This is a genomic window from Halopseudomonas xiamenensis, assembly GCF_014219065.1.
Taxonomy (GTDB): Bacteria; Pseudomonadota; Gammaproteobacteria; order Pseudomonadales; family Pseudomonadaceae; genus Halopseudomonas; species Halopseudomonas xiamenensis.
Map to the genome: position 1 here is coordinate 12,930 of NZ_JACLGO010000012.1, position 12,792 is coordinate 25,721.

Sequence of the window (12,792 nt, forward strand, 5' to 3'; positions counted from 1 at the left end):
ATGCGCGTCTCCCGCTTCTATCTGGACGCACCACTGGCCGAAGGCGAACAGTCGCTGGAAGGTGACCTGGCGCATTATGTCGGCCGGGTATTGCGGCTGGGCCCCGGCGCACCGGTGCAGATATTCAATGGCTCCGGCCAGGAATGGCCGGGCCAGGTGCTGGAGGTCGGCAAGCGTCAGGTGCGCATTGCCCTGGCCGCCGCCGTGGATGGCCAGGCCGAATCGCCACTGGCGGTCCACCTGGGCCAGGCCATGTCCCGTGGCGAGCGCATGGACTGGGCGATCCAGAAGGCAGTGGAACTGGGCGTGACGCAGATCACCCCGCTGTTCACCGAGCGCTGCGAAGTGCGGCTGCAGGGCGAGCGGGCTGACAAGCGCCAGCAGCACTGGCAGCAGATCGCGATCAGCGCCTGCGAACAGTGCGGTCGCAGCCGGGTACCTGTGGTGAACCCGCCCATGGCACTGAGCGAGTGGCTGGCCGGCCTGCAGGCGCAGCTGAAACTGGTACTGCATCATCGCACCGACCAGGACCTGCGCAGCCTGCCAGCGCCAACCAGTCTGGGGCTGCTGATCGGTCCCGAGGGCGGCCTCAGCGCGGCGGAAATCGGCCAGGCCGAGGCCGCCGGCTTCCAGGCTGCCCGCTTCGGCCCACGGGTATTGCGCACCGAGACGGCACCCGTGGTTGCCCTGAGCATTGCCCAGCAATTATGGGGTGATTTCTGAAATTGACCCTGTCCGGCGGCTTGGGTAATGTTCAGCCGTTTTTTCAACCACATCATCATCCGAGGTAGCCCCATGGCCCGAAAAAAAACCGCAGTCGATTTCGAGCAATCGCTGGGCGCCCTGCAAACCCTGGTTGAACGGCTGGAAAGCGGCGACCTGAGTCTGGAGGAATCACTCAGCGCCTTCGAGCAGGGCGTGACCCTGACCCGCGAATGCCAGCAGGCACTGACCCAGGCCGAACAGAAAGTCGCGCAACTGCTGGAACAGGACGGTCAGTTGAGCACCATGCCGTTCGAGGGCGATGCCCAATGAACGGCCTGGAGCAATATCTCAAGGCCTGCCAGACCCGCATCGACAGCTACCTCGAGCAACAGCTGGGCAACCCGTCGGCAAAGCTGGAACGGCTGTATGCCGCCATGCGCTACAGCGTCACCGGCGGCGGCAAGCGTATCCGGCCGATCCTCACCTATGCCAGCTGCGAGGCGTTCGGGGTCGGCGACACGCCGGTGGATGTAGCCGCCGCCGCAGTGGAACTGATCCATGCCTATTCACTGATCCATGACGACCTGCCAGCCATGGATGATGACGACCTGCGCCGTGGTCGACCGACCTGCCACCGCGCCTTCGACGAAGCCACGGCGATCCTGGCCGGCGACGCGCTGCAGGCGCTGGCCTTCGAATGGATCAGCCAGGCCAGCAGCTGGCAGGCCGAGACCCGCCTGCGCATGACCAGCCTGCTGGCCCGGGCCGCCGGTCCCCAGGGCATGGTCGGTGGCCAGGCCATCGACCTCGGCGCGGTCGGCGGGCTGCTGGATCAGGACAGCCTGCAGGACATGCACCAGCGCAAGACCGGCGCGTTGATCCGCGCCAGCGTGCAGCTCGGCGCCCTGGCCAGCGAACGTGCCGATGCCGGGCAACTGGCGGCGCTGGAGCAATATGCCGATTGCATCGGCCTGGCGTTCCAGGTGCAGGATGACATCCTCGATGTGGAGGCCGACACCAGCGTACTGGGCAAGCAGCAGGGCGCCGATCTGGCCCGCGGCAAACCCACCTACCCGTCCATGCTCGGGCTGGACGGCGCGCACCGACTGGCTGACTCGCTCTGCGAGCAGGCCATCGCCGCGCTGCAGCCGTTCGGCAACGACGCCCAGCGCCTGCGGCAGATGGCCCGGTACATTGTGCAACGCCCATTCTGAGCAGCAGTTCGCCCGGTGGCGACGGCCAGTGTTGGGCTAACGACCCTCATCGGTTAAACTGCGCCCTTGTTTCCTGCCGCTCCCAGCGGCAATCAGAGCCTTTGTTCGATGCCTAGCACCTTCCACGACATACCCCTTGAACGTCCTTGCACGCCCCTGCTGGACAGCCTGGACAGCACCGCACAGCTGCGTGAGCTGGATGTGGCGCAGCTGCCGGAACTGGCCGACGAGCTGCGCCTGTTCCTGCTCTGGAGCGTCGGCCAGACTGGCGGTCACTTCGGTGCCGGGCTCGGCGTCGTCGAACTGACCATCGCCCTGCACTACATCTACGACACGCCGGAGGACCGGCTGCTGTGGGATGTCGGCCACCAGGCCTATCCGCACAAGATCCTCACCGGTCGCCGCGAGCAGATGGCCACCCTGCGCCAGAAGGACGGCATCTCCGCCTTCCCGCGGCGCAGCGAAAGCCCCTATGACACCTTCGGCGTCGGTCATTCCAGCACCTCGATCAGTGCCGGGCTGGGCATGGCCATCGCCGCGCAGTTGCAAGGGCTGGACCGGCGCACCGTGGCGGTCATCGGCGACGGCGCCATGACCGCGGGCATGGCCTTCGAAGCGCTCAATCACGCCGGCGAGGTGGATGCCGACATGCTGGTGGTGCTCAACGACAACGACATGTCGATCTCGCACAACGTCGGCGGGCTGTCCAACTACCTGGCCAAGATCCTCTCCAGCCGCACCTATGCGCACATGCGCGAGGGCAGCAAGAAGGTGCTGTCGAAGATCCCGCCAGCCTGGGAACTGGCACGCAAGACCGAGGAGACCGCCAAGGCCATGCTCGCGCCCGGCGTGCTGTTCGAGGAGCTGGGCTGGAACTACATCGGCCCGATCGACGGTCACGACCTGCCGACCCTGGTCACCACCCTGCGCAACATGCGCCAGCTCAAGGGCCCGCAGTTCCTGCATGTGGTCACCAAAAAGGGCAAGGGCTTCTCCCCGGCCGAGGCTGACCCGATCGGCTATCACGCGATCACCAAGCTGGAGCCCAAGCCGGCCAGCAACGGCCAGAGCAAACCGCGCTATTCGAACATCTTCGGCCAGTGGCTGTGCGACATGGCCGAGGCCGACGCCCGGCTGGTCGGCATCACCCCGGCGATGAAGGAAGGCTCCGACCTGATCGCCTTCAGCGAGCGTTTCCCGCAACGCTATTTCGACGTCGCCATCGCCGAGCAGCATGCCGTGACCCTGGCCGCCGGCATGGCCTGCGAAGGGGCCAAGCCGGTAGTGGCCATCTACTCGACCTTCCTGCAACGCGCCTACGACCAGTTGATCCATGATGTCGCGGTCCAGGACCTGGACGTGCTGTTCGCCATCGACCGCGCCGGCCTGGTCGGCGAGGATGGCCCGACCCACGCCGGCAGCTTCGATATCAGCTACCTGCGCTGCATCCCCAACATGCTGATCATGGCCCCGGCAGACGAGAACGAGACCCGGCAGATGCTGACCACCGGCTTCCTGCACCACGGCCCTGCCGCCGTGCGCTACCCGCGCGGCACCGGACCGGGAGTCCCAGTCGATCCGGCCTTGCAGGCGCTGCCGATCGGCAAGGGCGTGCTCACCCGCCAGGGCCAGCGGGTGGCGATTCTCAACTTCGGTACCCTGCACGCCAATGCCCTGCTCGCCGCCGAGGCACTGGATGCCACGGTCGCCAACATGCGCTTCGTCAAACCGCTGGATACCGAGCTGCTGCAGCAACTGGCCGACGGCCACGAACTGCTGGTGACCCTGGAGGAAAACGCCATCATGGGCGGAGCCGGCAGCGCGGTGAATGAGTGGCTGCTGGACCAGGGCATCCAGGTACAGGTACTCAACCTGGGCCTGCCCGACCTGTATATCGAGCATGACAAGCCGGCCAGCATGCTCGCCGAATGCGGCCTGGATGCCAGCGGCATCGAGCGCTCGATCCGCGACCGCCTGTCCGCCGAAGACTGACTTCGGTGGGTGGGACAGGCGCCTCAGACCAGACAAACACGGCATGAACCGGCCCGGCCAATCCGGCATAATGCCCCTTTGAATTTTCCGGGCATACGCCATGTTCTTCAGCAACGAGCGCCTGCAGTTTTTTCGGCCATTGACCAGCAAGTACCGCGAGCAGACCATCGAATGCCTGCGCCTGCTGCATGCGCGGCTATACGGCGCCAGCGCCGACTACGGCGAGTCGCTCAAGCGCGAGCAGGTAGTGGATGTATTCTGCGAGGCGCTGCAGCGCGCACCGCTGCTCGAGGGTGATGACGAGGAGCACGGGCGCTTTCGCAACAGTCGCGAACAGGCCGGCTGGATTCTCAACAGCCTGGTCGAGCATGGCTGGCTGGAACGCCAGGTCGACCAGGCCACCTTCCAGTCCACCTACCCGTTCAGCCGCCTGGGGCGCCTGTTCACCCAGTCGCTGGCCGAGGCGCTCAGCCACAGCGTGCGCACCCGCCATCGCAATACCCGCAACACCCTGAATGCGCTGTCGGCGTTCGCCGAGCGCGGCGAGGTCTACGACCTGCTGGATGCCCACGAGTACTCCGAGCGCATCATCGCCGACTTCACCGATATCATCGCCGAGCTGGAGGAACGCAAGCGCCAGCTGGTGCGCGAGGTCGAGGACCGGCAACTGATACAGGAAGCCAGCGACCAGTTCTTCGAGTTCATGGAAAAACGCTTCCAGCCCGACCTGGCCATCCGCCTGTCCGCCGACAGCGTCGAGCGCCACCGCGAGCAGCTGTTGCTGCAGATCGAGCGTATCCGCCGCATGCCCGACGAGTGGAAGGCCCAGGCCGAGCGCGAGCTGCGCCGCCTGGCCCCGGACCTGGTGCTCGACCAGCGCAGCTCGGTACTCTGGCGCCTGCTCGACAGTATCGACAGCCGCCTGCGCAACGCCGCCGACATCATGCTGCCGGCGCTGCGCAAGACACTGCAGAGCTTCACCCAGCGCGCCGACATCATCATCCGCCAGCTCAGCTACCTGCACAGCCAGCAGCACACCGATATCGTCGGCCTGTGCCGCGAGCTGGCCAGTCTGCCAGCCGATGAACAGGCCGCCCGCCTGGAAGCCGCCGGGCAGAGCATGGCCAGCGTCAACCTGGGGCTGGTCGATCCGGGCCAGGTACGCCTGCGCGAACGCCAGCAACGGCCACCGGTACATAGCCTGATGCAGGACCACGGCATCCCCGATGACGACACCCTGCATGATCTGGCCGTGCAACGCCTGCTGGACCAGGCGTTCAACATCAATGCCGGCAGCCTGCGCAACTATCTGCATGCGGCGCTGGGCGAGCAGCGGCGGATCGACAGCCGCGACCTGCCGATCAACAGTGCCAGCGACCTGCTGGCTGCCAGCCACCTGATCGCACTGGCCAGCGCCGAGCATGCCGCGCGCGGTTTGCGGGTGCGCATCGAGCGCAGTGGCGAGGTACTGCGCGATGAATCCTACTTCAGCCGCCGCGACGGCTTCATTATCGAACTGGAACCCGACCACCATGCGTGACGCATTGGAAGCCCGACTGGGCGAACGCGGTATCAGCAGCGCCGACTTCTCCGAGCTGATGATCCGCCTGCTGGACCGCGGCGTACTGTGCCGCGACGAGAGCAAACGTGAGGCCGAACTGTACGACCGCTTCCTGCAGGTCCGCGAGCTGGTCGAGGACTACCTGGCAGTACTGCGCATCCGCCTGTTGCATGAACCGCGTTTCAACCTGCTGCGCATCTTCCCGCCCGGTGCCGAAGTGCCGGGCCTGCCCGATGCCGATGACGAGCCGGGCAGCGGCCTGCGCCAGCGCCTGAACCAGCAGGAAGTGGCATTGATCCTGGTATTGCGCGCAGAGTACGACAAGGCCCTGCGCGAAGGCCAGCTCGACGAGCAGGGTCAGGCGATGCTGTCGCTCGAAGCGCTCAACCTGAGCAGTCGCAACCTGCTCGGCCGCAGCCTGCCGGAAAGCCTCACCGAACGCCAGGCGCTGCTGCGCCGCCTGCGCCAGCTGCGCCTGATCCGCAGCCCCGGCGATGCCGAGCTGGATAATGGCGAAGCCTGGCTGACCATCCGCCCCGGCATCATCAGCCTGGTGACCGACAGTGTGCTGAATCAACTGAGCCGCCACGACGCCGATCAAGACCCTGAACAAGAGACGCCCTGATGTATCTGAAACGTTCGATTACCGTCAATTGGGGCAACCTGCCGGTCGAAGAGCTGGAATACGGCCCGGTCAACCTGTTCTCCGGCGGTAACGGCTCCGGCAAGACCACCGCCGCCGATGCCCTGCAGACGCTGATGACCGCCGCCCATGACAACCTGTTCAACTACAACCCCGGGCAGGACGAAACCACCCAGCGCGGCCGCGGTGGCAAGCAGGTGCGTACCCTCGCCTCCTATGTGCTGGGCTGCGACGATGGTGCCTACGCGCGTCCCTGGGATACCGACGGCTATATCGCCGGGGTGTTCCACCCGACCCGGGGCGAAAGCGGCGAGCCCTTCACCGCGGTGATCGGCGTGCGCGCCCACCTGGACAATGCCGGCAGCAGTCGGCAGGCGCGGCAGAACGAGCTGCTGCTGATGATAGTGCCCGATGAGATGCTGTCGCTGTCGCACTTCGTGCGTGACGCCGAGGACGGCCGTCATGTGGTCCCGGTCACCGAGCTGCCGGCGCTGCTGCGCCGCCAGTTCGGCAAGGGCGGCGTCGAGGTCTACGAGCGCAAGAGCGCCTACCTGGCGCGCCTGTATGGCGCCCTGCGTGGACGCAGCGATGCCGTGTCGGTACGCGAGGCGAAGAATGCCGCACGCACCTTCGCCAACTTCATGGCCTACAAGCCGGTGCGCTCGATCGACCAGTTCGTCGCCGAGGAAGTGCTCGAGGCCCGCGACTTCGGCGATACCATTCGGCGTATTCGTGATCTGTTGCGCACCGTGCACGGCATGGAGCAGGAAGCCAGTCGCGTGCGCAGCGCCGTCGAGCAATTGCAGCAGGCCCGCGGCCAGGCCGACCAGTACCTGGACAGCTGGCTGGAGCGCACCGGGCTGGAATATGCCGCCGCCGCCCAGAGCTGGCGGCACAACCAGCAGCAATACCTGGCGGCCAAGGACGAGCAACAACAACTGGCCGCCCAGCTGGCCGCCAGCGGCGATGAACAACAGTTGACCAGCGAACGCCTGGAGCAGGCCCACCATGAGCTGGTGCAACTGGAAGCCCGCCGCCAGGGTATCCCGGCGCTGCACTCCCGGGATCAACTGCAGGCCCGCCAGCAGCAGTTGCACGGGCAGCTGCAGGCCGGTGTCACGCCCCTGCTGGAGCAGGCCCGGCAGCGCGATGGCAACGTCGAGGCCCTGCGCCAGCTGCAGCAACTGCTGGGTCAGCACAGCCTGGAACTGGAGCTGCCGCAGCTGAACAACCGCAGCTGGCGCGAACTCAGCCAGGCGGTACTGGCCGCCGAACAGCAGCCGGTGGCCGACCTCAACCAGTTGCTGGCACGTGACTGGATCGACCTGACCCCGCTGGATGCCGGGCTGGATGCCATCCATGCCCAGCAGCACAGCCACAACCAGTTGGCCAGCCGCCTGCAGCAAGCCCTGCCGGAGGGCATCAGCCTGCTGCAGAAAGTCGACCGCCTGGGTCAGGAGCGCAGTGCCGGCCTGGCCCAGACCGAGCGCCAGATCGGCCAGATCGAGCAACAGGTCAAGGGCCTGCAGGCCAGCCGGGTCAGTTATCCCGGCTATGTGGAAGATGCCCTGCGTGCCATCCGCCAGCAGTGCCCCCAGGCCGACCCACGGGTGCTATGCGATTACGTGGAGGTACTCGACCCCGACTGGCAGATGGCGATCGAGGGCTATATCGGCGGCAGCCGTTTCGCCATCCTGGTCGAGCCGCAATTCGAGGCCGAGGCCATTCGCATCGTACGCCAACTGGGCAGCCGCGAACGCAACCGCGCCCGGGTCATCCAGGGTGACAAGGCACGCCAGGATGCCGAACGGATCAGCCTACCAGCGGACTCCATCCTCCAGGTCATGGGCTTCGGCCACAAGATCGCCGAATACTATCTGCGCGCCTCCTATGCTAGCGTCCTGCGCGTGGAAGATGCCGAAGCCCTGCGCCGCACCCGGCGCGGCATCACCCGCGAAGGGCTCGGCTCGGGCAACTATGCGCTGTTCCGCTGTGATATCGACGATGCCCAGCTGGTGTTCGGTGCCGGTGCCCGAGTGCGCAACCTGCAGGCGCAGCAGAACCAGCTGGAACAGTTGCAGCTGCAGCGCCACAGCCAGCGCCAGCAGCAGCAGGCACTGCAGCAACTGGCGGCGCTGCTGGGGCAGATCCGCCCGCTCGACTACGCCGCCTGCGCCGCCAACCTGCTCGACCAGCAACGCCAGTTGCGCGAGGTGGAACAACAGCTGAGCACACTGGAGCTGGGCAACCATCATGACCTGGAAGAGGAACAGCAACGGGTCAGCGAACGTCACCGGCAGCTGCAGCAACGCCAACGGGAACTGGTGGAACAGCAGGGCCGGCTGGATGAAAAGCACCATCAGATCAGCCAGCGCATCAAACAGCTGGCCGACCAGGGCGATACCCTGCTGGAGAACAAGGATCAGGCCGAACAGCACCTGCTGGAGGCCGCCGGCAAGCTGCCGGGCCAGGACCCACAGGCACGCCTGGAGCAGCTCGACAGCATGCTCGAGCAGAGCCATGGCAAGTTCGACTTCGCCGCCGACAGCGCCGCCCTCACCGCGCGCCTGCATCAGCAGGCGATCGCCCTGGAGCGTGCCCTGGAACAATACAACCAGCAGGCCCAACCCGCCGACAGCCTGCTGCACGACAGCGCCGAACCGCTGCACAGCCTGGGCTTCTATGAGCATATCGGCGGCCTGCGCCAGCAGCTCGACAACCTGTACAACCGCCTGCGCAACAACGTACTGCTGGAAAAGCAGAGCCAGCTGGCCAGCCTGCGTGACAGCTTCAACACCACCTTCGTCAGCGACCTGTGCCACGAGATCCACCAGGCCATCAATGATGGCCGGCGGGCGCTGGAACAACTGAACCGCGAACTGGAGCACCACCAGTTCGGTGCCGATCGCGAGCGCTTCCAGTTCGACTGGGACTGGCTGCCGGAGTACCGCGAGTACTGGGAGTTCTTCCAGGAAGTGATGGGCCTGCCGAACCTCGGCGATGGCACCAGCCTGTTTGGCGACAGCCTGTCGCAACAGGCCGCCGAGGTCCGTGACCGGCTGCTGTCACTGCTGCTGGACGGCGACGAGCAGCAGGCCCTGCGCGAGCTGGAGCGCATCAGCGATTACCGGCGCTACCGCCGCTACGACATCCTCAAGCATCCGCAGGGCAAGCCGGCGATCCGTCTCAGCGAATATGGCACCGGCTCCGGTGGCCAGCTGGAAACCCCGGCCTACATCATCCGCGCCGCGGCGGTGACCAGCGCCTTCCGCTTCAACGATGGCGACAGTCATCTGCGCATGGTGATCGTCGACGAGGCGTTCATGCACATGGACGAGACCCGCTCACGGGAGGTGATCGGCTACCTGACCGAAACCCTCGGCCTGCAGCTGATCTTCATCATGCCGACCAGCAAGGCCGGCCCCTTCCTCGACCTGATCAGCAACCAGTTCGTGTTCAGCAAGGTGCCGTCCAGCCAGCCGGTGGGGGAACTCAACACCCGCGTGCTGCTCGACCGCCAGCAGCTCAATCGCGAGCGGGTGGCCGAGCTGTGGGCGCAGCACCGTCGGGTCATCCGTCAGCAGGGATTGCTGGATTTCATGGAGGTGGTATAGCCAGGTGTCTGAGCCTGGCGACGACGAAAATCACGCGGGCTGCATCCGGTCCAGCGGCGGAAGGCCCGCGTGAAGCTGCTCGGGTCCTGAAATCCCAGCTCGTAGGCGATACGCGTCAATGAGCTGTGTGGATCAGCCAGCAAGCGAAGTGCAGCGTCACACCGGACCTCATCCACCAGGCGCTCGTAACCGGTACCGTATTGGCGCAGTAGCCGACGCAGGTGGCGAGTGCTGATATTCATCGGCGCAGCGATCTGCTCCTCTCCCAGCAGACCCTTGCTCATCCCCTGCTGGATGGCGTGCCGCACTTTCTCCACCATGTCACTGGCCGGCCCCCGTGCCAGCACGCCATGCAGCACACCGGTCATCCCATGCAATAGCCCTGGTGTCGACTCCGGCATATCCAGATCCAGCCACAGGCGCGGGACCTTTAACCAGTATGATTGCGCAGCGACACATTCCCGGTACCAAGCCTGCGGCTGGGGAGCAATGTCCGCCCCCGGCATGCCCAGGGTGATATCTGGAGACGCAATGCCACCCCGGACGGCGCAGCGTGCCAGCAAGCGTCCCACGATATTGAGCAACGCCGCCATATGCTGGGCATGGGGACGGCCACGGGGGTGTAGCAACAACCGGGCGTCATCGCCGACCACCCGTAACTCGAGACGTGCCTGTGTGCTCACCAAGGTAAAGAAGCGCACCAGATTGTTCATGGCGGTGCTCATGTTCAGACTGGCCGATACGGTGAGGCCGATCATCTGCAGGGAGAGCGGCAGATCACCATCGGCGCAATATGCACTCAGCCCGAACCATGGATCACCACTGATCGCCTGTGCCTCCTGCCATAACAGGGTACAGGCGGTCTGATCCATCACTTCGTTATCCTGCAAGCGCCGCGTCAGTCGCTCCGCCAGCGGTGATGAGTGCAAATCCAACCCTCGCGTCGCCAGCGCCTGACCTATCACACGGCTCCACCCACTCCACTCCCTTGGTGATTCGGAAAGCGCCACAACCTTATCGTTATACATTTCTATCAAGTCCCTGGCCGTGCCGTACCACGCATCCCGGCTGTTTTTTATCAGAGTACTCTGCGCGACAGAGAAAATGAAGAGTGATTCATCCCTGGCTCATGACGCCCGTCCGCCCATACATGCAAATCGTGTCCCAATGAGCCGGGATTGAAATTCGACTCATATGCACACTAGCCAGCACCTGCCCGGAGCAGGTCTCTCGGAACATCAATGGAGCAGATACATGAGAACAATAATACCGCTGCAACTGATGCGCAGCTTGCCACTGGCCATCGTCTTGGTAAGTGTCAGTGGTCATTCCCAGGCAGCCAATTGGCGCATCGGCAAACTGGAGGCGCAGCTCGATTCACAGCTGTCGATAGGGGCCAGCTGGGCTACGGATAATCCGGACAGGCGATTTATCCACACCGATACACAGATCGATGGCGAGCCAATGAATGGCCAGGCCACCGCGCGCACCTCGGACGATGGCCGGTTGAACTTCAAGCGCGGCGATGTGTTCTCGCAGATATTCAAAGGCACTCATGACCTCGAGCTGCGTCAGGGTAATTCGGGCGGATTCCTGCGGGGCATGTACTGGTACGATTTCGAGACCAAGGATCGTGGCCAGCGTTTCTATGACATCGACGATGCCGGTCGCTCACCCTTGCAAAAAGGTTCCGGTATGTCCCTGCTGGATGCTTTCCTCTATCACAACTACAGCATCGGCAACTTGCCCGGCAATATTCGCCTGGGCCGTCAGGTAGTGAGCTGGGGCGAGAGCCTGTTCGTTGGCAACTCGATCAATGCCATCAACCCGCTCGATGTCGCTGCCTTCCGCCGCCCGGGCGCTGAGGTGAAGGAAGCCTTGATCCCGGTGGAAATGCTGTACCTGTCACAGGCGCTGAATGACAGCCTGACGCTGGAAGCGTTCTATCAGCTCAAGTGGGCACCCACGGTGACCGACAACTGCGGTACCTTCTTCGGCTCCGACCCGATCGCCAAGGGCTGTCATGACCGTCTGATCGTGTCCGGCATGGATCGCCCCCAGGGCGAGGTGCTGCCGATTCCCGGTAACATCTACATCGCCCGTGCCCGCAAGGATGTCGATGCCAGAGACAAGGGACAGTTCGGCGTGGCCCTGCGCTGGTTCGCGCCTCAACTGAATGACACAGAGTTCGGCCTGTACGCGATGAACTACCACATGCGTACGCCCAGCTTCTCCGGTGTAGCTGGAAACTTCCTTACCAGCTTCGAACCGGCTGACCTGATTCCCGGGCTCAATGGTACCGTCGGTGCCGGTGGCTACTTCCTCGAATACCCGGAGGATGTGCGACTGTACGGCATCAGCTTCCAGACCAACGTTGCCGGCATGCCGGTGTCCGGCGAGATCAGCTATCGCCCCAATATGCCGCTGCAGATCGCTGGCAGTGATGTCAGCCGGACAATCCTGCAGCTGGGCCAGGACAATACCCACCGTGGCCTGGTCGGCTTGCCGACCGGCACGTATATCCGCGGTTACGAACGCAAGGAGTTCATTCAGGCCCAGCTGTCGGCGGTCAAGACTATCGACCGGATACTGGGAGCCAGCCGCCTGGCCTTGGCCGGCGAAGTGGCATACAACCACATCAACGGCCTGGGCAGTGGTAACGGCCAGACCAGGTTCGGACGGGATTCGCTGTTCGGGCAGAGTCCCTTCGCCGATGGCAGTTGTTCCTCGCAGGGTAGTTCCTCCCGGGCCGACAGCTGGTGCGAGAATGACGGCTATATGACGCGTCATTCCTGGGGCTATCGCCTGCGTGCCGGACTGGAGTACAGCAATGTATTCGCCGGCATAAACCTCGCCCCGAGTCTGGCCTTTGCCCATGACGTCGAAGGCTACAGCCCGAATTTCATCGAGAACGCCAAATCGGCAAGCCTGGCCCTCGGAGCCGAGTATGCCAACCGCTACGCTGCCAGCCTCAGTTACACCAGCTTCTTCGATGGCAAATACAACACCAGTGTCGATCGCGACTTCGCATCGTTGAGCTTCAGCGTGAGCTTCTGAACCATG

The 12,792-nt window shown here is 64.5% G+C and carries 9 protein-coding genes; 8 read left to right on the forward strand and 1 reads right to left on the reverse strand.

Features of this window, described 5'->3' with window-relative positions:
• The 7 genes from H6X51_RS09825 (at position 1) to H6X51_RS09855 (ending at position 9,729) form a co-directional block, all read left to right on the forward strand.
• On the forward strand, positions 1 to 723 hold the full coding sequence (locus H6X51_RS09825) for a 16S rRNA (uracil(1498)-N(3))-methyltransferase (protein WP_185267372.1): 723 nt from the start codon (positions 1 to 3) through the stop codon (positions 721 to 723).
• 72 nt (positions 724 to 795) lie between these two features.
• Complete coding sequence (locus H6X51_RS09830; RefSeq protein ID WP_185267373.1) at positions 796 to 1,035, forward strand: exodeoxyribonuclease VII small subunit; 240 nt, start codon at positions 796 to 798, stop codon at positions 1,033 to 1,035.
• A complete protein-coding gene (locus tag H6X51_RS09835; protein ID WP_185267374.1) occupies positions 1,032 to 1,919 on the forward strand; it encodes a polyprenyl synthetase family protein in 888 nt (295 codons plus the stop codon). The genes H6X51_RS09830 and H6X51_RS09835 overlap by 4 nt, the downstream gene beginning before the upstream one ends.
• Positions 1,920 to 2,027: 108 nt before the next feature.
• Positions 2,028 to 3,911 (forward strand): 1-deoxy-D-xylulose-5-phosphate synthase, encoded by a 1,884-nt coding sequence (gene dxs, locus H6X51_RS09840; protein ID WP_185267375.1) that lies wholly within the window; start codon positions 2,028 to 2,030, stop codon positions 3,909 to 3,911.
• A 100-nt stretch (positions 3,912 to 4,011) separates the two neighbouring features.
• Entirely contained in the window at positions 4,012 to 5,451 is a 1,440-nt protein-coding gene (locus tag H6X51_RS09845) for a Wadjet anti-phage system protein JetA family protein (protein ID WP_185267376.1), read from the forward strand.
• A complete protein-coding gene (locus H6X51_RS09850) occupies positions 5,444 to 6,097 on the forward strand; it encodes a DUF4194 domain-containing protein (RefSeq protein ID WP_221627299.1) in 654 nt (217 codons plus the stop codon). The genes H6X51_RS09845 and H6X51_RS09850 overlap by 8 nt, the downstream gene beginning before the upstream one ends.
• A complete protein-coding gene (locus H6X51_RS09855; protein WP_185267378.1) occupies positions 6,097 to 9,729 on the forward strand; it encodes an ATP-binding protein in 3,633 nt (1,210 codons plus the stop codon). Before H6X51_RS09850 ends, H6X51_RS09855 begins: the two co-directional genes overlap by 1 nt.
• On the opposite strand, the gene H6X51_RS09860 is transcribed toward H6X51_RS09855, so the two are convergent.
• Positions 9,693 to 10,658 (reverse strand): AraC family transcriptional regulator, encoded by a 966-nt coding sequence (locus H6X51_RS09860; protein ID WP_185267379.1) that lies wholly within the window; start codon positions 10,656 to 10,658, stop codon positions 9,693 to 9,695. The two genes, H6X51_RS09855 and H6X51_RS09860, sit on opposite strands and share 37 nt — an antisense overlap.
• Before the next feature lie 325 nt (positions 10,659 to 10,983).
• On the opposite strand from H6X51_RS09860, the gene H6X51_RS09865 reads away from it, so the two are divergent.
• Positions 10,984 to 12,786, forward strand: a complete 1,803-nt coding sequence (locus tag H6X51_RS09865; RefSeq protein ID WP_185267380.1) for a DUF1302 domain-containing protein — start codon at positions 10,984 to 10,986, stop codon at positions 12,784 to 12,786.
• Positions 12,787 to 12,792: the final 6 nt, after the last annotated feature.

Excerpts from the sequence above, each read along its gene's own strand:
- H6X51_RS09865 (WP_185267380.1), top strand. The coding sequence starts at position 10,984 with ATGAGAACAATAATACCGCTGCAACTGATGCGCAGCTTGCCACTGGCC.
- H6X51_RS09830 (WP_185267373.1), top strand. The coding sequence starts at position 796 with ATGGCCCGAAAAAAAACCGCAGTCGATTTCGAGCAATCGCTGGGCGCC.
- H6X51_RS09835 (WP_185267374.1), top strand. The coding sequence starts at position 1,032 with ATGAACGGCCTGGAGCAATATCTCAAGGCCTGCCAGACCCGCATCGAC.
- dxs (WP_185267375.1), top strand. The coding sequence starts at position 2,028 with ATGCCTAGCACCTTCCACGACATACCCCTTGAACGTCCTTGCACGCCC.
- H6X51_RS09850 (WP_221627299.1), top strand. The coding sequence starts at position 5,444 with ATGCGTGACGCATTGGAAGCCCGACTGGGCGAACGCGGTATCAGCAGC.
- H6X51_RS09845 (WP_185267376.1), top strand. The coding sequence starts at position 4,012 with ATGTTCTTCAGCAACGAGCGCCTGCAGTTTTTTCGGCCATTGACCAGC.
- H6X51_RS09825 (WP_185267372.1), top strand. The coding sequence starts at position 1 with ATGCGCGTCTCCCGCTTCTATCTGGACGCACCACTGGCCGAAGGCGAA.
- H6X51_RS09855 (WP_185267378.1), top strand. The coding sequence starts at position 6,097 with ATGTATCTGAAACGTTCGATTACCGTCAATTGGGGCAACCTGCCGGTC.